Below are 22,977 nucleotides of genomic sequence, written 5' to 3'. Positions count from 1 at the left end.
GGTGCTCGTTCATGATGCGTAGGCGCTGTTCTCGTGCACGTAGTCGTGCGTCAGATCGTTCGTCAGGATCGTCGCCGACGCGTCGCCGACGCGGAGGTCGATGAGGAGGTCCGTCGCCCGCGGGGTCAGGTCCACGTCATCGCGGGACGCGTCGGGACCGCCTTTGCTGCACACGCGCACGCCGTTCATCCAGACATCGACGTCATAGGGGTCGAAGGCCGCGTCGGTGGTGCCGATGGCTGCCAGGACCCGGCCCCAATTGGGGTCATTGCCGAAGATGGCCGCCTTGAAGAGGTTGTTGCGGGCGACCGAGCGGCCCACCTCGACGGCGTCGGCCTCGGATGCCGCGTGCACGACCCGGATGGCGATGTCGTGCGAGGCACCCTCGGCATCGCCCTGGAGCTGCGTGGCGAGGTCGAGGCAGACCTCGGCGAGCGCCGCGGCGAAGTCCTCGGCGGTCGGCGTGACGCCGGAAGCACCGCTGACCATGAGGGTGACCTGATCGTTGGTCGACATGCAGCCGTCCGAGTCGAGGCGGTCGAAGGTCACTCCGGTCGCCTGACGCAGCGCGGTGTCGGCGGCGGCGGCGTCGAGCACGGCGTCGGTCGTGATCACGACCAGCATCGTCGCCAGCCCGGGTGCCAGCATCCCGGCGCCCTTCGCCATGCCGCCGATGGACCAGCCGTCCCGCCCCACGACCGAGCGCTTTGGGCGCGAATCGGTGGTCATGATCGCGAGGGATGCCGCTTCGCCGCCGTCGGGGCTGAGCGCGGCGATGGCTTTCGCGGTGCCGTCGAGCACTTTCGCGCGGAAGACCTCATCGCCGGTGCCGATCAGCCCGGTGGAGCAGATCAGGACGTCGCCCGAACTCACGCCGAGCAGTTCCGCGGCTCGCTCGGCGGTCTGGTGCGTGGTCTGGAAGCCGAAGGTGCCCGTGAAGCAGTTCGCGCCGCCGGAGTTCAGGACGATCGCCTCGACGACGCCGTCCTGGATGGCCTGCTGCGACCACAGGATCGGGTTGGCCCTGGCGCGGTTGGAGGTGAACACCGCGGCGCCGACCTTGAGGGGACCACGGTTGACGACGACGGCGACGTCGGTCTTCCCGGTGGACTTCAGGCCCGCCGCGACTCCGGCAGCGTCGAACCCCCGGGGGGCTGTGACGCTCACGGCGCGAGTCCGTTGACGCTGAGCGCGCGACCCTCGGGCAGCCCGAGCGCGAGGTTCATGGACTGGATTGCGGCCCCGGCGGTGCCCTTGACCAGATTGTCCACGGCCGCGACCACGACGACGCGGTTCGCGTCCCGGTCGATCGCCAGGCCCAGAAGCGCCGTGTTGGCGCCGAGAACGTCCGCGGTCCGTGGAAAACGGCCGGGGGGCAGCAGCTGCACGAAGGTCTCGTCGCCGTATGCCGCCTCCCAGGCGTCGCGGATGTCGGCATCCGTCGCCCCACGAGAGATCGGAGCCGTGCTCGTGGCCAGGATGCCCCGCGCCATGGGCACGATGATGGGCGTGAAGGAGATCCGGATGCCGGCATCGGCGGTCTGCGCCGCACCGGATTCTGCTGCTCGCGCTGGATCGCCGGCTCGTGCGCCGGCCAGCGCCTGGCGGATCTCGGGGATGTGCCGGTGCGCGCCGCCCACCGCGTAGGGGTTGGCGCTGCCGAGGATCTCGCTGGCCAGCAGGTCGGTCTTCAGGCTCTTGCCTGCGCCGGAGGGCCCCACCGCGAGAACCGTGACGATGTCGGACGTGTCGATGACTCCTGCCGCGACGCCGGGCGCCAGGCTGAGGCTCACCGTGCTCGCGTTGCATCCCGGCGCGGCGATGCGCCGGGCGCCGACGAGGCGCTCTCGCTGCTTGGCTCCGCTGACCAGCAGCTCGGGGACGCCGTACTCCCACGGCTCGTGGAAGTCACCCCCGTAGAACTGGTCCCAGTCACTGCGGGCCACGAGGCGGTGGTCGGCTCCGGCGTCGATGACCAGGGGCGTGTCCGACAGCGCGTCGGTGAACCGTCCGGATTCCCCGTGCGGCAGCGCGAGGAAGACGATGTCGTGCCCGGCCAGCACCTCGGGCGCCGTCTTCTGCAGCGTCAGGTGGGCCAGCGACCGCAGATGAGGCTGCTGCTGAACGAGGTCCTGTCCCGCGTTCGAGTGCGCGGTGACGGTACGGATCTCGACGTCGGGATGCGCGGCGAGGATCCGCAGGATCTCGCCGCCCGCATAGCCCGAGGCGCCGGATACGGCGACCGAATATGTCATGGATTCAACCTTAGAGTCTGGGGTCGGGGCCCTTCGACGGGCTCAGTGCTCCGGCGACGCCCACGGCTCCCTTTCCCAGGGTGCGCGGGGTCGCCTAGAGTCGGCGTCCGTCCAGACGTCGGCGCGCGGGAGCGACGCTCGGTACGAGCGTGGCGGAGAAGTGCGCTGCCGAAGGCATGGGGCGACGATAGCCCCTGCGGCGCCGGCCCTGCAAATCGCCTGCGATGATGACTCCGTGCTGACCACCGTTGCCGTCGCCGGCTACCGATCCTTGCGTGATGTCGTGCTGCCGTTGGGGTCGCTCACGGTCGTCACCGGCGGAAACGGTTCAGGTAAGTCCAACCTGTACCGCGCCCTTCGGCTGCTGGCTGCGGCGGCGAGCGGGGCGCTGGTGCCCGCCGTCGCGAGGGAAGGCGGCCTGCCGTCGCTGCTGTGGGCCGGACCGGAGACGGGCGGGCCGGAGGGCACACGGCGACAGGGACCGGTCGCCGTGCAGCTCGGCTTCGCCACCGACGCCGTGGGCTACCTCGTGGACCTCGGCATCCCGCAGGTCGACCCGCAGAGCCTGTTCGCCCGGGATCCGGAGCTCAAGCGGGAGCAGGTCTTCGCAGGGGCGGTCCCCCGCCCCGCGTCGCTTCTGCTGGAACGGCAGCGCGGTGTCGTGCGCGTGCGCGAGGGGTCGTGGCGGATGCTGGATCAGCAGCTGGCGCCGTGGGAGAGCATCGTCACCGACCTGGCCGACGCGGAGGCGGCCCCGGAGCTGCTTTCCCTGCGGCGCACGCTGAGCGGGTGGCGGTTCTACGACAACTTCCGCGTGGACGCGGACTCCCCCGCGCGGCAGCCGCAGGTGGGCACGCGCTCGCCGACGCTCGCGCACGGAGGCGAGAACATCGCAGCGGTGTGGGCCACGATCCAGGATGCCGGGCACGGCAGTGCGCTGGCCTCGGCCGTCGCCGACGCCTTCCCCGGGTCGACGGCACGGGTGGAGTCCGTTGACGGCCGGTTCCGGCTCGTGATGCGCCAGCCGGGTCTTCTGCGGGAGCTCGACGCGGCCGAGCTGTCGGACGGGACGCTGCGCTACCTGCTCCTGTGCGCAGCCCTGCTGCCGGCACAGCCGGCGCCGCTCATCGTCCTGAACGAGCCGGAGGCCAGCCTCCACCCGGATCTGCTGGAGCCGCTCGCGGATCTGGTGGTGACAGCATCCGCTCGTTCACAGGTCGTGGTGGTCACGCACGCGGAACGCATCAGCACCGCGCTGGAGCGCGCCGGCGCGGTGACCCACCGTTTCGAGCCGCACGCGGCCGGAACGCGTATCGCGGGCCAGGGTGCGCTGGATCGTCCACCCTGGCATTGGGGATCACGCTGAGTTCCGCGCCCGGACCTGCGAACGCCGGCGCTACTCGCGCAGCGTCGCACCGAATCTCTCCGCCGCGACGGCGACTCCGGCGAGCTTGGCCTCGGTGGCCTCGGCAGCCGTCAGCGTACGGTCGGGGGCGCGGAAGCGCAGCGCGAAGGTGAGGCTCTTCGCGCCCTCGGGCACGCCGGCGCCGCGGTAGTCGTCGACCAGTCGCATCGACTCCAGCAGCGCGCCTGCGCCGTCGGCGACGACCGCACGGACCGCCGCGGCGGGCACGTCGGCACCCACGACGAGGGACAGATCCTGCGTTGCGGCGGGATAGCCGGACAGCGACTCCGCGACGACCTTCTCGCCCGCGAGCGAGAGGATGAGATCCAGGTCGAGCTCGGCGACGATCACGCGACCGGGCAGATCCGCGGCTTCGGCGACGGCGGGAAGAAGCTCGCCCGCGTATCCGACCGCGGTCGCACCCACCGACAGCACGGCCGTCCGCCCGGGATGCAACGCGGCGCGCTCGCCCTGGGACACGTCAAGGCTCACGCCGGCGGCGGAGGCGATCGTGCGCGCCGCGTCGAGGGCGTCCGCCAGACCAGCCGCCTCCGCAGTGGTGCCCGGCTGCTTCGGCGTGATCGAGCCCGCCAGCAGCACCGCGACGTGACGGTGCTGCGGCGGGATGGACGCATCGAGCGCAGTCAGGGTCGCGGCATCCGGGCGAACCGCGAGGGGCGGCACGAACGGCGTGCCGTACGTCACCCCGGGCTCCGGCAGGAACACCGCGCCGGTCTCGAAGATCTGGAGGTCGGTGAACCCGCGCGCGACGTTGCGGTGCGCGACGCGCAGCAGCGCCGGCACGAGGCTGCGGCGCAGGAACGGCGCCTGCCCGTCGAGCGGGTTCGCGAGCTTGACGCTCGGCAGATGCCCACCGGACGCGGATCCGTGCAGATCGTTCTGGTCCGTGGTGGTGAACGGGAAGGACGGCGTCTCGACGTAGCCGGCAGCGGCGAGCGCGTTGCCCACGCGGCGTCGACCCTGTTGCGCGGCCGTGAGTCCGCGACCCGACGGCGGAGTCGGAAGCAGAGAGGGGATGCGGTCGTACCCCTCGATGCGGGCGACCTCCTCGGCCAGGGTCCATTTGTCGGTCAGGTCGGGACGCCACGAAGGCGGTGAGACCACCAGCTCGTCGCCGCGATCGTCCACGTCGCAGCCGATGAGCCGCAGCGCACCGATCACCTCCGACGTCGGATAGTTCACGCCGATCAGACCCTGCACGAAGCCCACCGGCAGCACGATCTGCGACCCCGCCCACGGGGCGAACAGCGCTCCGCCGAGCGCGTCGATCGAGCCGCCGGCGAGCTCGACCATGAGGTCGGCCACCCGCTGGGCGGCCACGAAGGGGATGTTCGGATCGACGCCGCGCTCGAAGCGCCGGGATGCTTCGGAGGGCAGCTTGTGGCGACGGGCGGTGCGTGCGATGGAGATGGGGTCGAAGATGGCGGCCTCGATGAGGACGTTCTTCGTCTCTGGACCCATCTCGGTCGTCCCGCCGCCCATGACTCCGGCCAGTCCGATGGGACCGGATTCGTCGGTGATGAGCAGATCCTCCGGATCGAGCGCGCGGACTTTGCCGTCCAGCGTCTCGAGCTTCTCGCCGGGGGTCGCGCGACGCACGGTGATGCCGCCGGACAGCTTGTCCAGGTCGTAGCCGTGGATCGGGTTGCCGAGCTCCAGCATCACGTAGTTCGTGATGTCGATCAGCACACCCAGCGAGCGGATGCCGGCAAGACTCAACCGCGCGGTCATCCACGCGGGCGTGGGTGCCGCGGCATCCACGCCCCGCACCGTGCGCACGACGAACTCCGATGCCCCCACGCGGCCGCGGATCGGCGCGGCGTCCTCGACGGCGAGCGCGAAGCCCGCACCGGGCTCGACCTGGTGCGGCGGGCGCAGCCCCGGATCGCGGAAGGTCGCGCCGGTCGCGTGCGAGTATTCGCGCGCCACTCCACGGATGGACAGCGCGTAGCCGCGATCCGGGGTGACGTTGATCTCCACGGCGACGTCGTTCAGACCGAGCAGCTCGAGCGCGTCGGTTCCCACGGGTGCGTCGATGCCCAGAGTCGCGAGGCGGAGAATGCCATCGTGCTCCTCACCGAGGCCGAGCTCTCTGGCCGACGCGATCATGCCGTCGGAGACGTGACCGTACGTCTTGCGCGCCGCGATGGGGAACGGCCCGGGGAGAACGGCACCCGGGAGCGTCACGACGACCTTGTCGCCGACGAAGAAGTTGCGCGCACCGCACACGACACCGTGCACCGCCGGGCCCCCGTCCGCGGCGACCATGCCGTCGGGCGCGACCCGCACCTGGCACCACCGGATCGTCTTGCCGTTGGACTGGGGCTCCTCGACGAATTCGAGCACCTCGCCGACGACGATCGGCCCGGACAGCTCGAAGCGGTGGATGTCCTCCTCCTCGAACCCGACGCGCACCAGCGCGGCGAGCACCTCCTCGGGGGTCGCATTCACCGGCACGTCGACGTACTCGCGCAGCCATGAGAGTGGGACGCGCATCAGACCACCATCCCGAACTGCTCGCTGAAGCGGATATCGCCCTCGGCCATGTCGCGCATGTCCTGCACGTCGCTGCGGAACATCAGCGTCCGCTCGATGCCCATTCCGAAGGCGAAGCCGGAGTACTGCTCGGGGTCGATGCCGGCCGCCCGCAGCACGTTCGGGTTGATCATGCCGCAGCCGCCCCATTCGATCCAGCGCGCACCGCCCTTGAAGGTGGGGTGCCACAGGTCCAGCTCCGCCGACGGCTCCGTGAACGGGAAGAAGTTCGCGCGGAAGCGGGTCTTGGCCTCGGGTCCGAACAGCACGCGGGCCGCGTGGTCGAGCGTGCCCTTCAGATGCGCCATCGTGATGTTCTTGTCGATGACGAGCCCCTCGAACTGGGTGAACACCGGCAGATGGGTCGCGTCGAACTCGTCGGTGCGGTAGACCCGCCCCGGGCAGAGGACGTAGATCGGGATCTCGCGCTCCAGCATCGACCGCACCTGTACGGGGCTGGTGTGCGTGCGCATCACGAGGTGACGCTCCACCGGATCGACGAAGAACGTGTCCTGCATCTGACGCGCAGGATGATCGGCGTCGAAGTTGAGGGCGTCGAAGTTGTACCACTCGTGCTCGAGTTCGGGGCCCTCGGCGATCTCCCACCCCATGCCCACGAAGATGTCCGCGATCTGCTCCTGCAGGAGCGAGATCGGATGCCGCGCCCCGACGCGCGCGCGCGACGGCAGCGCGGTGACATCCACGCGCTCCGCTTCGAGCCGCGCCGCGGTCTCGGCTTCGGCGATCACGCCCTCGCGGGCAGCGAGCGCCTGGGTGACCCGGCCGCGTGCCTGACCGATCAGCTTGCCGAACTCCGCCTTGTGCTCGGGAGCGACTTCGCGCATGCGGGAGTTGAGCTTCGCGAGGGGTGAGGCCTCTGCGGTGTGCGCCGCGCGCACTGCTTTGATGGCAGCGCTGTCGGATGCCTCGGCGATGGCATCCAGAGCGGCCTGGGCGGCGGCATCCACCGCCTCGGGCGTGATTTCGGGAAGGTCAGACACGAGAAGCGAGTCTACCGAGGGCGGAGAGGCCCGTTCCGCATCAGCGCGGTGCGGAACCCTCGGATTGCTTCGCCGCAGCGGTGGCCTCGGCGACCAGGATCGCCTGCGTCGGATCCAGTGGCTGCGCCGGGCCCTTCGCCTTGCGTCCGCGCATGCCACCGCTCGCGGTGCGGCGGGACAGCCAGCGGGCGAACCAGGACAGCGTGAGGTTGATGGCGAGATAGATCGCCAAGGTCACCGCGAACAGCGAGAACAGGTATCGGTTGCCGTAGAAGCTGCCGAGGTTGTTGATGTTGTTGCGGATGATCTCGTTGTAGCCGACGATGTAGCCGAGCGAGGTGTCCTTCAGGAGCACCACGAGCTGGGCGACGATGATCGGCAGCATCTGACGGAACGCCTGCGGGAACTCCACGAGCATCTTGGACTGGAACTCGCGCATGCCCACGCTGAGAGCCGCCTCGCGCTGGCCGCGCGGCAGGGCGACGAGACCGGCGCGCAGGATCTCGCCGATCAGCGTGCCGTTGTAGAGGATCAGCGCGATCACGACGGCCCAGAAAGCACCCGTCGATGCGATCAGCAAGATGAACAGCATCATCAGCAGCACGGGCATGCCGCGCAGGAACTCGATGATCCACGCCGTCGGCACGCGCACCCACGCGATGGTGGAGCTGCGCATCAGCGACAGCACGATGCCGAGCGCGATCGCGCCGACGCCCGCCACGGCCGCGGCCTGGAGTGTGGCGACGACGCCCTCGCCGATGAAGGCCCACACTTGCGGGTCGGCGAAGATGTTCCACCGCGTGCCGTCGAACATCCCCGGCAGGGTGATGCCGCCGGACTGGCGCGGGGCGGCCAGGAGGGTGTACACCCAGAACCCGCCGGCCAGGATGAGCAGGAGCGCGACGATCGAGATGACGAGGGAGATCCTGCGTGCCCGCGGTCCGGGTACGTCGAACAGCACGCTGTTGCCGCTCATCGCCGCACCACCCATCGCTTCTCGAGTCGCCCGGCGAAGTAGCCGAGGGGCACGGTGATGACCAGGTAGAGCAGGGCTGCGGTGAACAGGATCTGAAGCACGATGTTGCCGTTGTCGTTGGCCAGTTGACGCGTGGTGGCGAACAGTTCGACGACGAAGAAGCCGCCGGCGACCGACGTGTTCTTCGTCAGTGCGATGAAGACGTTGATCAGCGGAGGCACCGTCATCCGGAACGCCTGCGGCAGTACCACCAGGCTGACGGTCTGACCGAAGCCCAGCCCGATGCTGCGCGCGGCCTCAGCCTGGCCGATCGGCACGCCGTTGATCCCGGACCGCAGCGCTTCGGCGATGAAGGGCGAGGTGTAGTAGGTCAGGGCGAGGAACGCGAGGATCAGGTACGGCGCCCGCACGCCCAGCATCGGCAGCACGAAGGCGGTGAAGATGAAGACCAGCGTGAGCGGGGTGTTCCGGGCGATCTCGACCCAGAAGGCGGCGAACATGCGCAGCGACGCGACCGGCGAGATGCGCATCGCGGCGATCAAGGTGCCCAGGATGAGCGCGGCGATGCCGGCCACCACGAGCAGGAGCAGCGTCACACGGAAGCCCTCCCAGAACTCGGGCATCAGCGACCACAGCTGTTCCATCGGGCCTCCTCTCGTGGGTGGGTCGGCATGCGGGGGGTGGGATGCCCCGAGGCGGCCTCAGGGCCGACCCGGGGCATCCGGTCGATCAGTAGCGGTCGACTGCGGGCGGGTCGATGAACGGCAGCACTGTGCCGGCCGTCGCATCCCATGCCGCTTCGTAGCGTCCGTCTTCGAAGGCCTTCTCGAGCACGTCGTTGATCCACATGCGGAACTCGGTGTCATCGAGGGCCAGGCCGATGCCGTACGGCTCGTCCGTGAACGGCTCGCCGACGACCTTGAACTCGCCCTCGTTCTGCGCGGCGAGCCCCGCGAGGATGACGTTGTCCGTCGAAACGGCGACGACCGTGCCGTTGCGCAGCGGCTCGAGGCAGTTCGAGTAGGTGTCGGTCAGGACGACCTCGGCACCCAGTGCCTCGAGGTTCGCGGCGGGGGTCGATCCCGTCACCGAGCAGACCGGCTGCCCGACGAGGTCCTTCTCATCCGCGATGTCCTCGTTGTCGGCGAGCACGAGGATCGACTGACCGGCCATGTAATAGGGCCCTGCGAACGAGACGACTTCCTTGCGCTTGTCGTTGATGGTGTAGGTCGCCACGACGATGTCGACCTCACCGTTCTGGATGAACGGCTCGCGGTTGGCGGAGACCGCTTCCTTCCATTCGATGTCGTCCTGCGCGATGCCGAGCTCGGCGGCGATGATCTTGCCGATCTCGACGTCGAATCCCTCGGGACCGTTCGGACCGTTCAGGCCGAACAGGGGCTGATCGAACTTCGTTCCGATCGTGATCGTACCGGCCTCGGCCAGCGCTGCCATCGTGCTGCCTTCGGCGAACGTGGGAGCCGGCTCGGGGGTCGCCGTTGCGTCTCCGCCGGCGTCTCCGCCACCCGAGGCGCACCCGGCGAGCGTGAGCGCGCCCGCGGCAGCCAGCGCAATCAGGGTGAGTCGTGTTCTCTTCATGTCCTACCAGTCCTTTGCTGTGGCCGGACCGCTTGTGGCGGCCCATTCGTTTCGTGGGTCCTGGCCGCGGTGCAGCGGCCGAGGTTGCATCAGTGCTCGAGGATCTTCGACAGGAAGTCCTGCGCCCTCGCGCTCTGTGGGTTTGTGAAGAACTCCTCAGGGGTGGCCTCTTCGACGATGGCGCCGTCGGCCATGAACAGCACCCGGTCCGCGGCTTTGCGCGCGAAGCCCATCTCATGGGTGACGACGATCATGGTCATGCCGTCCTTGGCGAGACCGATCATGACGTCGAGGACCTCGTTGATCATCTCCGGGTCGAGCGCGCTCGTCGGTTCGTCCATCAGGATCAGCTTCGGATCCATGGCGAGCGAGCGCGCGATGGCCACGCGCTGCTGCTGACCGCCCGACAGCTGCGCCGGCATCTTCTTCGCCTGGTTCGCGACACCGACTCGGTCGAGCAGCGCCATCGCCTTCTCATCGGCCGCCTTGCGGGAGAGCTTGCGCACCTTGATGGGACCGAGGGTCACGTTCTCGAGGACGCTCTTGTGCGCGAACAGGTTGAAGGACTGGAAGACCATGCCGACGTCGGCACGAAGGTGCGCCAGCGCCGTGCCCTCCTCGGGAAGCGGCACGCCGTCGATGGCGATCTTGCCCGAGTCGATGGTCTCGAGGCGGTTGATCGCGCGACAGAGCGTGGATTTTCCGGAGCCGGAGGGACCGATGACCACGACGACTTCGCCGCGGTTGACCGTGGTGTTGATGTCTTTGAGGACGTGAAGGTCCCCGAAATGCTTCTCGACGTGCTCGACGACCACGAGCGGTTCGCCGCGGCGAACGTTGATATTCGAGGTCCTCGGCGCCGCTGCGGGTGATTCCGGTGTCGCCATGGTGCCCACACTATTGGCCGCGCGGGCGTCGGCGTGGATACTCCGCGCGAGCTTTACCGGACTGTAACAGGACGCGAACAGCTCAGGACGGCTCGCCGGACCGCTGCGCGAACGCGGTTTCGTACAGGCAGACACTCGCGGCGGTCGCCAGGTTCAGCGATTCCGCACTGCCGTAGATGGGCAGGCGCAGTGACAGATCGGCCAGCGCCAGGGCATCGTCATCGAGGCCGCGCGCCTCGTTGCCGAACAGCCACGCGGTCGGCTCCGCGAGCAGCGATCGTGCGGCCAGGAAGTCTCCGCCGCCGATATCGGCCGCCACGACGCGCACGCCCGCGGCGCGGGCGCGGTCGACGGCGTTGACGAGGTCCACGCCGACGGCGATGGGCAGGTGGAACAGCGAGCCGGTCGTGGCTCGTACGACCTTGGGGTTGTACGGGTCGACGGTGCGGCCGGTGAGGATCACGGCGTCTGCGCCCGCGGCATCCGCTGCCCTGATGATCGTTCCCAGGTTGCCGGGATCGCGCACTTCTTCGCAGATCGCGACCAGCCGGGGCGAGGCGGCGAAGATCTCGCGCAGAGAGGAGGGCGTCTGGCGGGCGACCGCGACGATCCCCTGTGGGGTGACCGTGTCGGCCATGGCGTCCAGGACGGCCTCGGTCGTGAAGACGACCTCGACACCGGAGTCGCGCGCGGAGTCGCGCAGGTCGCCGTGCCGCTCGAGAGCGGACGGCGTGGCGAACAGCTCCAGAACGGTTTCGGGACGGTACGCAAGGGCTTCGCGAGCGGCCTGGGGGCCTTCGAGCAGAAAGAGCCCCGTCTCCTGTCGCGCGCTGCGCTTGGTCAGCTTGGCCACGGCACGAACGCGGGGCGAGCGCGGGTTCTCGAGCACTCGTTCAGTGTAGGGCCGAGGCGCACTGGCCCTCTCCACTGCGCGTGTCAACCGCAGGCCCCGCGTCTGCCGCCCGATCCCTGGCGCCCCGCGTCTACGGCCCCGCCCTCTTCTTGTTCACTTGCGCTGTTTGTACGCCCCGAGGCCCCTTTCGCGTACATCCAGGGCAAGTGAACAGGGTGGATGCCGCGAACGACGCCACCGGACACGCGGAAGGGGCGCCCTCCCGAAGGAGGACGCCCCTGCACCGGATGCCGGAAACTACGCCGTCTTGGGCGCGTTCACGTCGCCGGGCAGTGCTGCCTTTGCGGTCGCGACGAGCGACGCGAAGGTCGCCGGCTCGTGCACGGCGAGCTCGGCCAGCATGCGCCGGTCGACCTGCACACCCGCGAGGCCGAGGCCCTGGATGAAGCGGTTGTACGTCATGCCGTTCGCACGAGATGCGGCGTTGATGCGCTGGATCCACAGGCGGCGGAAGTCGCCCTTGCGCTTGCGACGGTCACGGTACGCGTAGACGAGCGAGTGGGTGACCTGCTCCTTCGCCTTGCGGTACAGGCGCGAACGCTGACCCCGGTAACCGGAGGCGCGCTCGAGGATGACGCGACGCTTCTTGTGGGCGTTGACGGCCCGCTTGACTCTAGCCATTTCTCATGTTCCTAACGTGATTCGGCGCGTTCAGCGACCGAGAAGCTTGTTGGCCGTCTTGGTGTCGGCCTTCGACAGGACCTGGTCCTGGTTGAGGCGACGTGTGCGCTTGCTGGCCTTGCCCTCGAGGTTGTGGCGCATGCCGGCCTGCTGCTTCATCAGCTTGCCGCTGCCAGTGATCTTGAAGCGCTTCTTGGCACCCGAGTGGGTCTTCTGCTTCGGCATCTCATCGTTCCTTTTGTTGAATGTCGCCCTGCTGGGCGTCGTTGTGCATCCCCGCAGGGCGGGAGTCTGGGGCGGCTACTCGGCGGTCGCCGGCGCCGGTTTGGTGTCGCTGTCGCTGTCGCTGTCGCTGTCGCTGTCGCTGTCGAGATCGTCGTCGTCATCGAGCTCGTCGTCGTCGTCGAGCTCGTCGTTGTCGTCAAGCTGGTCGTTGTCGTCGAGATCGTGGTCGTGGTCGTCGTCGTGGTCACCGGACGATGAGCCGCGCGAGGCTTCCTTGTTGGCGACCCGCTGTGCGTTCTGCTCGGTCTTCAGCTCGGACTTGTTCTTGTGCGGTGCGACCACCATGACCATGTTGCGGCCGTCGATCGTGGGGCTGGATTCGACCGTTCCGAACTCCGCGACGTCCTCAGCGAACTTGCGCAGCAGGCGTACGCCCTGCTCGGGACGGGACTGCTCCCGGCCGCGGAACAGGATCATGGCCTTCACCTTGTCGCCGCCCTTGAGGAAGCCCTCGGCGCGCTTGAGTTTGGTTATGTAGTCGTGGGCCTCGATCTTCAGACGGAACCGGACCTCTTTGAGGATGGTGTTGGCCTGATTGCGCCGGGCTTCCTTGGCCTTCTGCGCTGCTTCGTACTTGAACTTCCCGTAGTCCATGATCTTGACGACGGGCGGCTTCGAGTTGGGAGCCACCTCGACAAGGTCGAGATCGGCATCCTGCGCCAGACGCAAGGCAACCTCGATGCGTACGACGCCGACCTGCTCTCCGTTCGGGCCTACGAGGCGGACCTCGGGCACGCGGATGCGGTCATTGGTGCGGGGATCGCTGATGCGGAACTCCTCTTCGTGCGGATGTCAGCCACCGCGACACGGGATGTATCACGGGCGGAAGAGAGACTCGATTCCACCCGCACGACGCGCAAGCGCCGGCTTCCTGCACCCGATATCCCCTGCGCGGCGTTTTACGTCCGTGCCTTGGAGCTACTCCGGCCGCAAGCGGACGGAGCGGAGTGCGTGACCCGGTAGCCTGGAGCGGCAAGCGCGGGTGGGATGTGAATCCTCTTTCGGTCCGAAGCACAGCGCTCCGGAGCCCGCCAAAGTCTAGCAGAGAGTGACACGTGGATACGATTCCGGCCCCCGATGACGACCTTGAAGCCGGGAAGGTGGCACAGGATGCCGAGCGCCAGGCCCGCTGGGAAGCGCAAGATCGAGCGGCATCCGCCGCCACGCGAGACATCGCGGACGTCCCCGCCGTCGAGGTGATCACCACCGCGGCCGTGCACCTGATGAGCGCCGCTGCGGTCAAGGTCGGCCTCGCCGACGACCCGTCGACGCAGACCGACCTTGATGAGGCACGCAAGCTCATCAACGCGCTGGCCGGCCTCATCACCGCAGGGGCGCCGGAGATCAGCGACATGCACGCGCGCTCACTGCGCGATGGCCTGCGCTCGCTTCAGCTCGCGTTCCGGGAGGCCTCCACGATCCCCGACCCGATCGGCAAGGGCCCCGGCGAGAAGTGGACCGGACCCGTCAACTGACCGGGACCGAGACCGACGATGCGACGGTTGGTGCCGTCGTATCGCGCCGACGCGCTTGAGCCTCGTCCTGTGCGAGGACGATGATGGCGTCGCCGGGCTCATAGGCGCGCCGCTCCGTCTTGAGCGGATTCAGGTGCACGCCGTACGCCGCCACGCTGGAATACGCATCAGAGGCGACGCGGTATCCGATCGCCGTCTCGCCACGCGCTGAAGCGGCCGCGACGACCGTGTAGAAGTCCACCGTCATCCCCGCAACGATGTACAGTTCCGCGGGCCGCAGGTAGATCTCGACGCCCGAGCTGGAGAACAGCTCGGCGAACACGGAGACGAGGTCCTCGCTCTCGCTGATCTGCGAGAGCATCAGGCTGACCAGCCGGTCACTCACGATGAAGTCATCCGCTCGGGTGACCTCGGCCAGCTCACGGTTCCTGTCATCGAGCATTTCGCTGACGATGTTGAGGCTGACGGCCTGCTTGTCAGCGATGTCGCGCAGGTGCAGGAGAGTGACGAGCGTCCGGGCGTCCGCCGCCTGGATCCCCAGCTCGCGGTATGCCAGGACGAGGACGTGGTCGAAGCCGACGATGTTCAGCGCGTCCAGGACCGCGCGGCTGGTCGAGTCCACGCTGTGGAAGGACACGTCCACGCCCGCCGGGACGCGCAGCTGGGGTGCGACGACGTCGGCCGCGATGCAGACCGTCGACCCCGGCGCGACGTAGGCGCCGAGTTCGTCGAGCATCGTCTGCATGCTCGAGTTGTAGCCGAGGATCAGCGTGTGCTCGGGGCGAGCGGGACTGGACACGGCCAGGCGCATCGCGCTTTCATCGGGAGCTCCGCGCTCGGACGTGCGGATCGTGCTGTCATCCTCGGCGATGACGATGAGCCGGTCGCCCGGCTCGATCAGGTAGTCGGCCGGCGGGTTGAGCTGCACGACCGCGTCACGCTGGATGCCCAGGACGGTGGAGGCGGCGAAGCGGTATTGGGCATCGAGGTAGGACGGCCCGGTGAACGGCGTCGCGTCCGTGAAGTAGATCTCGTCGCCGGCGAAGTCGAGCAGTTCCGTGTACACGGCGCTGAGTCCGCTCTGTCGGCAGGTCTGCACCGTCATGCGGCTGACGAGTTCGCTCGCAAGCAGCCAGTGCGCCCGCCCGCGCGCGACCAGGCCCGCCGCTTCGAGGTTGCGTGGGTCGCGCAGCTCGGCGACGATCCGCGGAATGTCATCCTCGGCCGCATGACGCGTGAGCGCCAGAGCGATCTTTATCACCGCCGCATCCGGGTCCGCCTCATCGTCCGACGGGAGGATGACGACACTGCGGGCCGCGCGAGGACTTGCGATCGTCAGGTCGAGCACCGACATGGGGTCGCCCCGCCGGCAGATGATCGCCGTTCTGCCGGGGTTGGGTACACGCGCGCGGATCTCCTCCTCCATCTCGAGCTTGTCGCGATCGGCGAGGATGACGATGACGCTCCGCCGGCGCGACTCGTTCGCAACGCAGATCTCCGAGACGATCGGGAAGAGCTTGCCGCTCCAGCCGAGGATCAGGGTGTGGCCCTCTTCAACGACGCGCGAACGCCCGTTGCGCAACGACGCCATCTTGTCGTCGAACGCGCCCGAGACGATGCCGATCAGACTCGCGACGATGACGAGCCCACCGATCGTGACCACGAGCATGAGGATCCGGAAGCCCCATCCGGTGTCCGCCCCCATTGTTCCGGGGTCGAGCGTGCGCATCAGGTTGCCCCAGACGACGTCCCAGAAGTCGCCCTCTTCGACGCCGTCGGGGAACACGCGGAACACCACGATAACAAGCGCGATGAACAGCACGAACGCGATCGTCGCGGCGCCGAGCAGCGCCATGATCGCGATGGTTCCCCGCGCCATCCAGTTGTCGAACCGATACTGCAACCGCGCGCGCACGCCCAGTGTGTCCATCTCGTCCCCCACGTCCACGGTCGCCCCCGGCGCACCGCACCCCCCGGCACCCCACGCGTGGGGCAACCATAGCGTCTCCCGACTGACGGCCTGCGCTCGCCTCAGCGTGCGCGGCCCGAGGCGTCGACCATCCCGGTCGGCAACGGCCTCGGCGAGAAAGGGACCGGACCCGTCAGCGGACCGGGATCGGCGGCAGATCTCGGATGCCGATGGCCACCGCCCCGCGAGCCACCGCGTCGACGGTGCGACGCACGGCCTCGGCGTCGGTGCCCCAGTTGCTCACCGCGAAACGCACCACTGCGCGACCGCGCCACGTGGAGGACGACGCCCACACGGTGCCTTCGGCCCGCAGCCACTCCCCCAGTGCGAGAGTGTCCTCGTTCTCACGCGCGGCCAGGCACACCTGCGTGAAGACGACGTCGTTGAGCACGTCGAGTCCCGGGATGCCGCGGAAGCGCTCGGCGAGCGCGAGCGCGGCGTCGACGAGCCCATCGACCAGGCCGGCCACTCCGCGGCTGCCCAGCGAGCGCAGCGCGGCCCACACCGGCACGCCGCGTGCGCGGCGCGAGAGTTCGGGGGTGTGGTCATATGGATCGGCCACGCTGGCCAACGCCGGCAGATACGCCGCGTGGGCACCGAGCGAGGCGGCCATCGCGGCTTCGTCGCGCACGATGGCCACCCCGCAGTCGTACGGCACGTTCAGTGTCTTGTGGGCATCCGTGGCCCAGGAATCGGCATCCGCGACCCCGGCGACGAGGTGTCGTGTCCGCGGGCTCGCCCCCGCCCACAGCCCGAAGGCACCGTCGACGTGCACCCACGCACCGGCCGCTTTGGCCACACCCACCGCGCGCGTGAAGTCGTCGAACGCCCCGGAGTGGACATCACCGGCCTGGAGCGCCACGATCGCGGGACCCTCGTGCTCGGCCAGCGCCGCGGCGAGCCCATCGACGTCGATGCGACCCTGCGCGTCTGCGCCGACGGTGACCGGCTCACCGAGTCCGGCGATGCGCCCGGCGAGAACCACGGATGTGTGCACGGCGTCGCCCGCGAGGAAGCGGATCGTCGGCGCACCCTGGATGCCGCGCGACGGGTCGTGGCCCCGTGCGCGCAGCACGGAGTCACGCGCCACCAGCAGGCACGACGTGTTCGCGCTGGTCGCGCCGGTGACGAAGCCGACCCCGCTGTCGGCGGGAAGCCCGAGCAGTTCGAGCAGCCAGCGCGCCGCGACCTCTTCGACCCCGGCGGTGCCGGGAGTGGGCTGACGAGAACCGGTGTTCTGGTCCCACGCCGAGACGAGCCAGTCGGCGGCGAGCGCGGCCGGATAGGCGCCGCCGATCACGAACCCGTAGAAGCGCGGTGACCCCATGGCCATCAGGCCCGGGCCGGCCGCGGCGGCGAGCTCGTCGATGACAGCCGCGGCATCGGCGCCGGTCGCGCCGAGCGGACGGTCCAGAGTCGCGAGGATGCCGTCGGCGTCCAGCTCGGGGCGTATCGGGCGCTCCGCCACCGACCCCAGCCAGGTCAGGGCGTGGCGGTGGGCGGAAGCGAGCGCCGCGCGGTACTCGGACAGCGCGCCCGTCTCGACGGGCTCAGCTGCGGGCGCGGGCGGTCGTGCGCCCGGGTTCGGTGGCGGGAAGTCATGCAGGTCCATGACCAGCATTGTGCGCCGCCGCGAGCGCATGCACCACCGTGCGCCCGACAGCGCGCCGGAAGAACGTCCGCCACGACGCGGTGCGCACAGCGCCACCCGACACGGACGGGCGGGGTGGGGGCCGGCTCAGCGCGACCGGACGAGCTTGACGGTCAGCGAGTCGACCAGGACCGCGATCCGGTCATCGGCCGCCCATCGCGTGGCCAGCCGGGCGAGGACAGCATCGAGCTCGGATTGGTCGAGCCCGTGGATCAGTTCGAGGCGCACGATCAGCTCGGGGCCGCGCAGCCGGGCGGTGGGGTCGCCCTGCTCCACCGAAAGGTCGAGCACCGCCAGTTCACCGCCGATGCTGCGCTGCAGACCGGAGAAGACCTCGGGTGACGCGAAGCTGGGCTCCCAGGGGGCGCCTTGGGCGATCGCCCACACGGCGGGACGTCGCAGCACGAACTCGGTGGCCGATCCCGGATCGATGACGATCAGGTCGGTGTCGTCCGCGGATGCCGCGACCGCTGTGCGGACACCGTCCGCCGGTACGGGGCGCGCGCCGGCATCCCACCGGCCCATGGCGGCCATGGATGTGAACACCGGCAGCACCCGTCGCCCATCGGGCGCGGCCACGGTCACGATCGACAGCTCCTGGGTCTTGTCGACGGCCAGGCCGTGGACGCCGATGCCCTCGTCGCCCCGCTCCGCCACCAGCGGGATGAGCAGCCGCGCCGTGCGATACGCGTCGATGACCGCCACCTGGTCGCCGGCACCGTCGCGGAACGCCGTGAGCGCCGCGAGGAGCGCGTCGTCGGCCGAGCCATCGTCGCCGGCGTGGGGGTTGGGCTCGAACCGGCGCCCCTCCCAGGGGACGCCCGCGGAGTCGCCCGTGTGGTCGTGCGGGTCAGTGTCCGGCGACATCCAGCGCCTCGGCGAGCGTGAACGCCCCTGCGTAAAGGGCCTTGCCCACGATCGCTCCCTCGACGCCGAGCGGCACGAGCTCGCGAAGCGCGGCGATGTCATCCAGGCTCGCCACACCGCCGGACGCGACAATGGGCTTCGGCGTCCGTGCGGTCATCTCCTGAAGAAGCTCGAGGTTGGGGCCCTTGAGCGTTCCGTCCTTGGTGACGTCCGTGACGACGTAGCGGCTGCACCCGGCCTCCTCGAGGCGTTCCAGCACATCCCACAGGTCGCCGCCCTCCTGGGTCCAGCCGCGCGCGGCCAGGGTCGTGCCGCGGACGTCGAGCCCGACGGCGATGACGTCGCCGTAGCGGCCGATGACATCGGCGGCCCACTCCGGGTTCTCCAGGGCGGCGGTGCCCAGGTTGATCCGCGAGGCTCCGCTCTCGAGCGCCGCGTCAAGGCTGCGGTCGTCGCGGATGCCGCCGGACACCTCGACCTGCACGCCACGCACCTGTTTGATCACCTTGCGGATGATCGAGGCGTTGTTGCCCCGGCCGAAGGCCGCGTCCAGGTCGACGAGGTGGATCCATTGGGCACCCTGACGCGCCCACGCCAGGGCCGCGTCCACCGGGTCGCCGAAGTCGGTCTCGGTTCCCGCCTCTCCCTGGGTCAGGCGGACGGCCTTGCCGTCGGCGACATCGACTGCCGGCAGCAGGATCAACTCAGGCATAGACGCGAAATCGTTCATAGCTCCTCATGCCGGACGACGCGGGGGCGTTGCGCTCTCGCAGATGGCACGAGTTCAGAGGTTAGTCTGGCCGAGCCCGCCGAGCCAATTGGACAGCAGACGGATGCCCGCCTCCCCGGATTTCTCGGGGTGAAACTGCGTCGCCGAGAGGGGTCCGTTCTCGACTGCTGCCAGGAAGCGCGTGCCGTGCGTGGACCAGGTGAGCGCCGGCTGCGGGAAGGGCGGCTGCACGTCCAGCAGCCACTGCTGGGCGGCGAACGAGTGGACGAAGTAGAACCGTTCGTCCTCGATGCCGCGGAACAGCCGCGAGCCCGGCGCTGCCTCGACGGTGTTCCATCCCATGTGCGGCAGGACGGGGGCATCGAGCTCGGTGATCACTCCGGGCCACTCACCGAGTCCTTCGGTGTCCACTCCGCGCTCCACCCCGCGCTCGAACAGGACTTGCATGCCCACGCAGATTCCGAGTACCGGACGCCCACCGGCAAGACGGCGGTCGATGATCTCGTCGCCGCGGCTGGCTCGCAGCGCGTCCATGACCGCGCGGAACGCGCCCACTCCGGGTACGACCAGCCCGTCGGCGTCGTCGATGAGTCCGCGATCGGCGGTGAGCCGCGCGTCCGCACCCGCCGCGGCCAGCGCCTTCACCGCCGAGTGGACGTTGCCGGATCCGTAGTCCAGAACCGCGACCAGCGGCTTGCTCGTCACAGAGCGCCCTTCGTGCTCGGAACGCCCCGCACCTCCGGATCCAGGGCCTTCGCCTGGCGGAACGCTCGTGCGAAGGCCTTGTACTCGGCCTCGGCGATGTGGTGGGGGTCGCGACCTGCCAGGACTGTGACGTGAACCGTGAGCCCGGCGTGGAAGGTGATCGCCTCGAACGTGTGACGCACGAGCGAGCCGGTGAAGTGCCCCCCGATGAGGTGGTGCTCGAAACCGAGCGGCTCGCCGCTGTGCACGAGGTAGGGACGGCCACTGATGTCCACCACGGCCTGGGCGAGCGCCTCGTCGAGCGGCACGAGGGCATCTCCGTAGCGCGAGATGCCCGACTTGTCGCCGAGGGCCTCGCGGATCGCCTGCCCCAGGACGATCGAGACGTCCTCGACGGTGTGGTGGGCATCGATCTCCGTGTCGCCGGACGCACGGATCGTGAGGTCGGTGAGGGAATGCTTCGCGAAGGCGGTGAGCATGTGATCGAAGAACGGCACGGTGGTGTCGATGTGACTGCGGCCCGTGCCGTCGAGGTCGAGCTCGAGCTCCACGGTGGATTCGCTCGTGGACCGGCGCAGCGACGACGTGCGGGGGGTTGCGAGGCCAGTCATGAGCCCGAGTCTATCGACGCGAGCGCGTCCAGGAACGCGGTCGTCTCCTGCTCGGTGCCCGCCGTGACCCGCAGGTGGTGCGGGATCCCGACATCGCGGACGAGTACGCCCCGGTCATACAGCGCCTGCCACGTCTCGGCCGAGTCCTCCACGCCGCCGAACAGAACGAAGTTCGCCCACGAGTCGTAGGGCTCGTAGCCGATCGCCTCGACGGTTGCTCCGATGCGGTCCCGCTGGGCGACGATCTCATCGACCATCTGCAGCATCGTGGAGGCGTGGCGCAGGGCGGCCGTCGCCGCCGCCTGGGTCAGCGAGCTCAAGTGGTAGGGCAGGCGCACGAGTCGCAGCGCGTCCACCAGCGCCGGGTCGGCGGCCATGTACCCCACCCGGGCGCCGGCGAACGCGAAGGCCTTGCTCATCGTGCGCGAGACGACGAGCCGCTCGCGCCCCGGCAGCAACGCGAGCGCCGATCCGGCGTCCCGAGGCGCGAATTCCTGGTAGGCCTCGTCCACGACGACGATGCCGCGGGAGGCGTCGTATACGGCTTCGATGACCTCCAGTGTCATCGGCGTGCCCGTCGGGTTATTCGGTGCGCAGAGGAAGACGACATCCGCGCCCGCCTCGGCGACCTGGAATGCGGCGCTCTCCGCGTCCACGGAGAAGTCCGCGGCCCGCGAACCGGCCACCCACGTCGCTCCGGTCGCCCGCGTCAGCAGCGGGTACATGGAGTAGGTGGGAGCGAAGCCGAACGCCGTGCGTCCGGGACCGCCGAAGGCCTGCAGGACGTGCTGCAGAACCTCGTTCGATCCGTTCGCCGCCCAGATCTGCTCCCGAGTCACGCCGTAGCCGAGATAGTCGGCGAAGCCTTCGCGCAGCTCGGTGAACTCCCGGTCCGGATAGCGGTTGACATCGCGCAGCGCCAGGGCGACGGCATCCAGAATGTCATCCGCCACCTCTTGCGGCACCGGATGCGTGTTCTCGTTCACGTTGAGAGCGACCGGCAGCGGGGCCTGCGGAGCGCCGTACGGTGTCAGACCGCGCAAATCATCGCGGAGGGGAAGATCGTCGAGGCGGATACTCACCTCGCCCATCGTAGGGCCCGCGTCTGCGCACGTCCCCCGAAGGAGCGTGCCCGAGTGCGCTCGGCCGCTACGGCGCCGAGGCGTACTCGGCCGGAATGGACAGTCGCTGACCGGCGGACACGACGACCCCATCGAGCGCGTTCAGCCGCACGATCGCATCCACGACGTCGCGCGGGTCTGCGCCGGGCGCGACCTGCTCGGCGATGGACCAGAGCGATTCGCCCGACGCCACCGTCAGTGTGGCGAACGTTCCCGCCGGAGCCCCGTCGTCAAGATTCGCGAGCGCGCTTCCACCGCTGAGGACCGCGAGGCTGAGCGCGACGACGGCCGGCAGCGCAGCGAGCGCGGCAAGAATGCGGCGACCGCGCGGCGTGAGCCGCAGTCGCGTCGCACGGTGCGCCGGGATGCTGATCGCTGTCATGTCGTCCTCCTGCTGAAAGGGAAGAGGTTCGCATTCCCGGCTCGGCCGGGAGCGGGGAATGCGAAGCTCTCTTCCGAATGTATCTTCGAAGTAATAAGATGTCAATCGCGGATGCGGGCTCGGATGTTCGAACGCGACACGCGCACGTGGTGCGGTATCGATGTGCCGTTACCGGATACGGTTTCGATAGGGACACCCCACCATGGGCCTCCGACATTCGAAGACCGATGCCCCCACGGCGAGACAGGAGCTGGGATCATGACCGAGGTGAACGGGCGCGAAAAGCCGCAGACGCGCAGGCGCAAGAGCCTGAGCGACAAGCAGCTCGCCATCCTCGAGGTCATCCAGCGATCGATCGCCCGGTACGGCTACCCGCCGAGCATGCGCGAGATCGGCGATGCCGTGGGTCTCAAGTCTCTTTCCAGCGTCACGCATCAGCTCAACCAGCTCGAGCTGAGCGGGTATCTGCGGCGGGACGCGGGCAAGACGCGCGCGATGGAGGTCTTGATCGACCTGCCCGGGATGTCCACCGAGAATCCCGCCGACAGCGCGCCGTCCGTCGGCGACGCCGCGATGGTGCCGTTGGTCGGGCGCATCTCGGCGGGCGTGCCGATCACCGCCGAGCAGCAGATCGAGGAGATCTTCCCCCTTCCCCGCCAGCTCGTCGGCAAGGGCGACCTGTTCATGCTCCGCATTTCGGGCGAGTCCATGATCGACGCCGCCATCTGCGACGGCGACTGGGTCGTCGTGAGGTCGCAGGCGGATGCCGAGAACGGTGACATCGTCGCGGCGATGCTCGATGGCGAGGCCACTGTCAAGACCTTCCGGCGCCGCGATGGGCACACGTGGCTGCTCCCCCGCAACTCCGCATTCGAACCGATCCTGGGCGACGAGGCCGTCGTGCTCGGCAAGATCGTGGCGGTCCTGCGCGCCGTCTGAGTCCGCGCAGATCCGCGCGCAGTGGTGCG

22 protein-coding genes and 1 pseudogene are annotated in these 22,977 nt (G+C 69.2%); 3 read left to right on the top strand and 20 right to left on the bottom strand.

The genetic code is table 11. From position 1 onward, the window contains the following. Positions 1-9 precede the first annotated feature (9 nt). Both argJ and argC read right to left on the bottom strand, forming a co-directional pair. Positions 10-1,167: a bifunctional glutamate N-acetyltransferase/amino-acid acetyltransferase ArgJ gene (gene argJ, locus ABD655_RS07070; protein WP_344712745.1), complete on the bottom strand. Its 1,158-nt coding sequence runs from the start codon at positions 1,165-1,167 to the stop codon at positions 10-12. Next, on the bottom strand, positions 1,164-2,255 hold the full coding sequence (gene argC / locus ABD655_RS07065; RefSeq protein ID WP_344712743.1) for an N-acetyl-gamma-glutamyl-phosphate reductase: 1,092 nt from the start codon (positions 2,253-2,255) through the stop codon (positions 1,164-1,166). Before argC ends, argJ begins: the two co-directional genes overlap by 4 nt. A 235-nt stretch (positions 2,256-2,490) precedes the next feature. Here argC and ABD655_RS07060 point away from each other — a divergent pair, with 235 nt between their 5' ends. Further along, positions 2,491-3,621 (top strand): AAA family ATPase, encoded by a 1,131-nt coding sequence (locus tag ABD655_RS07060; protein WP_344712742.1) that lies wholly within the window; start codon positions 2,491-2,493, stop codon positions 3,619-3,621. Positions 3,622-3,651: 30 nt separating this feature from the next. Here ABD655_RS07060 and pheT read toward each other — a convergent pair whose 3' ends face one another. From pheT to infC, 10 genes and pseudogenes are all read right to left on the bottom strand, one after another. After that, positions 3,652-6,177: a phenylalanine--tRNA ligase subunit beta gene (gene pheT / locus ABD655_RS07055; protein ID WP_344712740.1), complete on the bottom strand. Its 2,526-nt coding sequence runs from the start codon at positions 6,175-6,177 to the stop codon at positions 3,652-3,654. Then, on the bottom strand, positions 6,177-7,217 hold the full coding sequence (gene pheS, locus ABD655_RS07050; RefSeq protein WP_344712738.1) for a phenylalanine--tRNA ligase subunit alpha: 1,041 nt from the start codon (positions 7,215-7,217) through the stop codon (positions 6,177-6,179). The genes pheT and pheS overlap by 1 nt, the downstream gene beginning before the upstream one ends. A gap of 40 nt (positions 7,218-7,257) precedes the next feature. Then, entirely contained in the window at positions 7,258-8,193 is a 936-nt protein-coding gene (locus ABD655_RS07045) for an ABC transporter permease subunit (RefSeq protein ID WP_344712736.1), read from the bottom strand. After that, on the bottom strand, positions 8,190-8,837 hold the full coding sequence (locus ABD655_RS07040) for an amino acid ABC transporter permease (protein ID WP_344712734.1): 648 nt from the start codon (positions 8,835-8,837) through the stop codon (positions 8,190-8,192). The genes ABD655_RS07045 and ABD655_RS07040 overlap by 4 nt, the downstream gene beginning before the upstream one ends. Before the next feature lie 85 nt (positions 8,838-8,922). After that, on the bottom strand, positions 8,923-9,792 hold the full coding sequence (locus ABD655_RS07035) for a glutamate ABC transporter substrate-binding protein (RefSeq protein ID WP_344712732.1): 870 nt from the start codon (positions 9,790-9,792) through the stop codon (positions 8,923-8,925). Positions 9,793-9,881: 89 nt separating this feature from the next. Next, positions 9,882-10,679: an amino acid ABC transporter ATP-binding protein gene (locus ABD655_RS07030; protein ID WP_344712730.1), complete on the bottom strand. Its 798-nt coding sequence runs from the start codon at positions 10,677-10,679 to the stop codon at positions 9,882-9,884. Between the two features lie 82 nt (positions 10,680-10,761). Continuing rightward, positions 10,762-11,568, bottom strand: coding sequence for a TrmH family RNA methyltransferase (locus ABD655_RS07025; RefSeq protein ID WP_344712729.1), 807 nt, complete (start codon positions 11,566-11,568; stop codon positions 10,762-10,764). A gap of 261 nt (positions 11,569-11,829) precedes the next feature. Beyond that, on the bottom strand, positions 11,830-12,213 hold the full coding sequence (gene rplT / locus ABD655_RS07020) for a 50S ribosomal protein L20 (RefSeq protein ID WP_344712727.1): 384 nt from the start codon (positions 12,211-12,213) through the stop codon (positions 11,830-11,832). A gap of 30 nt (positions 12,214-12,243) precedes the next feature. Further along, on the bottom strand, positions 12,244-12,438 hold the full coding sequence (gene rpmI, locus ABD655_RS07015; RefSeq protein WP_344712725.1) for a 50S ribosomal protein L35: 195 nt from the start codon (positions 12,436-12,438) through the stop codon (positions 12,244-12,246). A 249-nt stretch (positions 12,439-12,687) separates the two neighbouring features. After that, positions 12,688-13,266 (bottom strand): annotated as a pseudogene (gene infC, locus ABD655_RS07010) (translation initiation factor IF-3); the annotation flags it as partial. Between the two features lie 287 nt (positions 13,267-13,553). Between infC and ABD655_RS07005 the strand changes: the two are divergent. Beyond that, a complete protein-coding gene (locus tag ABD655_RS07005) occupies positions 13,554-13,973 on the top strand; it encodes a DUF1844 domain-containing protein (protein ID WP_378721346.1) in 420 nt (139 codons plus the stop codon). On the opposite strand, the gene ABD655_RS07000 is transcribed toward ABD655_RS07005, so the two are convergent. The 8 genes from ABD655_RS07000 to ABD655_RS06965 all read right to left on the bottom strand — a co-directional run bounded on the left by ABD655_RS07000 (position 13,966) and on the right by ABD655_RS06965 (position 22,009). Further along, the gene (locus ABD655_RS07000; protein ID WP_344712723.1) at positions 13,966-15,903 is read right to left on the bottom strand and encodes a CASTOR/POLLUX-related putative ion channel; all 1,938 of its coding nucleotides are present in this window, start codon (positions 15,901-15,903) and stop codon (positions 13,966-13,968) included. The genes ABD655_RS07005 and ABD655_RS07000 overlap by 8 nt on opposite strands. A gap of 172 nt (positions 15,904-16,075) precedes the next feature. Beyond that, positions 16,076-17,554 carry a pyridoxal phosphate-dependent decarboxylase family protein gene (locus ABD655_RS06995; RefSeq protein ID WP_344712721.1) on the bottom strand — a complete coding sequence of 493 codons (1,479 nt, stop codon included), beginning with the start codon at positions 17,552-17,554 and terminating at the stop codon, positions 16,076-16,078. A gap of 126 nt (positions 17,555-17,680) precedes the next feature. Beyond that, positions 17,681-18,460, bottom strand: a complete 780-nt coding sequence (locus ABD655_RS06990) for an SseB family protein (protein ID WP_344712719.1) — start codon at positions 18,458-18,460, stop codon at positions 17,681-17,683. Then, positions 18,444-19,190 (bottom strand): bifunctional 1-(5-phosphoribosyl)-5-((5-phosphoribosylamino)methylideneamino)imidazole-4-carboxamide isomerase/phosphoribosylanthranilate isomerase PriA, encoded by a 747-nt coding sequence (gene priA / locus ABD655_RS06985; RefSeq protein WP_344712717.1) that lies wholly within the window; start codon positions 19,188-19,190, stop codon positions 18,444-18,446. Before priA ends, ABD655_RS06990 begins: the two co-directional genes overlap by 17 nt. 54 nt (positions 19,191-19,244) lie before the next feature. Then, positions 19,245-19,895, bottom strand: coding sequence for an imidazole glycerol phosphate synthase subunit HisH (gene hisH, locus ABD655_RS06980; protein ID WP_344712715.1), 651 nt, complete (start codon positions 19,893-19,895; stop codon positions 19,245-19,247). Next, the gene (gene hisB, locus ABD655_RS06975; protein WP_344712714.1) at positions 19,892-20,506 is read right to left on the bottom strand and encodes an imidazoleglycerol-phosphate dehydratase HisB; all 615 of its coding nucleotides are present in this window, start codon (positions 20,504-20,506) and stop codon (positions 19,892-19,894) included. Before hisB ends, hisH begins: the two co-directional genes overlap by 4 nt. Next, entirely contained in the window at positions 20,503-21,597 is a 1,095-nt protein-coding gene (locus ABD655_RS06970; protein ID WP_344712712.1) for a histidinol-phosphate transaminase, read from the bottom strand. Before ABD655_RS06970 ends, hisB begins: the two co-directional genes overlap by 4 nt. Positions 21,598-21,655: 58 nt before the next feature. Next, positions 21,656-22,009 carry a LysM peptidoglycan-binding domain-containing protein gene (locus ABD655_RS06965; RefSeq protein WP_344712711.1) on the bottom strand — a complete coding sequence of 118 codons (354 nt, stop codon included), beginning with the start codon at positions 22,007-22,009 and terminating at the stop codon, positions 21,656-21,658. 258 nt (positions 22,010-22,267) lie between these two features. Between ABD655_RS06965 and lexA the strand changes: the two genes are divergently transcribed. Next, positions 22,268-22,948: a transcriptional repressor LexA gene (lexA, locus tag ABD655_RS06960; protein WP_344712709.1), complete on the top strand. Its 681-nt coding sequence runs from the start codon at positions 22,268-22,270 to the stop codon at positions 22,946-22,948. Positions 22,949-22,977: the final 29 nt, after the last annotated feature.

The sequence above is a fragment of the Microbacterium terregens genome, from assembly GCF_039534975.1.
GTDB lineage: Bacteria > Actinomycetota > Actinomycetes > Actinomycetales > Microbacteriaceae > Microbacterium > Microbacterium terregens.
This window is presented reverse-complemented; position numbering and strand designations above follow the sequence as displayed.

Bases quoted from the DNA above. Each gene is read 5' to 3' on its own strand.
- ABD655_RS07045 (WP_344712736.1), bottom strand. From the start codon at position 8,193: ATGAGCGGCAACAGCGTGCTGTTCGACGTACCCGGACCGCGGGCACGC.
- hisB (WP_344712714.1), bottom strand. From the start codon at position 20,506: ATGACTGGCCTCGCAACCCCCCGCACGTCGTCGCTGCGCCGGTCCACG.
- argC (WP_344712743.1), bottom strand. From the start codon at position 2,255: ATGACATATTCGGTCGCCGTATCCGGCGCCTCGGGCTATGCGGGCGGC.
- ABD655_RS07000 (WP_344712723.1), bottom strand. From the start codon at position 15,903: ATGGACACACTGGGCGTGCGCGCGCGGTTGCAGTATCGGTTCGACAAC.
- ABD655_RS06970 (WP_344712712.1), bottom strand. From the start codon at position 21,597: ATGGGCGAGGTGAGTATCCGCCTCGACGATCTTCCCCTCCGCGATGAT.
- pheT (WP_344712740.1), bottom strand. From the start codon at position 6,177: ATGCGCGTCCCACTCTCATGGCTGCGCGAGTACGTCGACGTGCCGGTG.
- ABD655_RS07035 (WP_344712732.1), bottom strand. From the start codon at position 9,792: ATGAAGAGAACACGACTCACCCTGATTGCGCTGGCTGCCGCGGGCGCG.
- ABD655_RS07040 (WP_344712734.1), bottom strand. From the start codon at position 8,837: ATGGAACAGCTGTGGTCGCTGATGCCCGAGTTCTGGGAGGGCTTCCGT.
- priA (WP_344712717.1), bottom strand. From the start codon at position 19,190: ATGAACGATTTCGCGTCTATGCCTGAGTTGATCCTGCTGCCGGCAGTC.
- rplT (WP_344712727.1), bottom strand. From the start codon at position 12,213: ATGGCTAGAGTCAAGCGGGCCGTCAACGCCCACAAGAAGCGTCGCGTC.
- ABD655_RS06995 (WP_344712721.1), bottom strand. From the start codon at position 17,554: ATGGACCTGCATGACTTCCCGCCACCGAACCCGGGCGCACGACCGCCC.
- ABD655_RS07030 (WP_344712730.1), bottom strand. From the start codon at position 10,679: ATGGCGACACCGGAATCACCCGCAGCGGCGCCGAGGACCTCGAATATC.
- rpmI (WP_344712725.1), bottom strand. From the start codon at position 12,438: ATGCCGAAGCAGAAGACCCACTCGGGTGCCAAGAAGCGCTTCAAGATC.
- ABD655_RS06965 (WP_344712711.1), bottom strand. From the start codon at position 22,009: ATGACAGCGATCAGCATCCCGGCGCACCGTGCGACGCGACTGCGGCTC.
- ABD655_RS06990 (WP_344712719.1), bottom strand. From the start codon at position 18,460: ATGTCGCCGGACACTGACCCGCACGACCACACGGGCGACTCCGCGGGC.
- lexA (WP_344712709.1), top strand. From the start codon at position 22,268: ATGACCGAGGTGAACGGGCGCGAAAAGCCGCAGACGCGCAGGCGCAAG.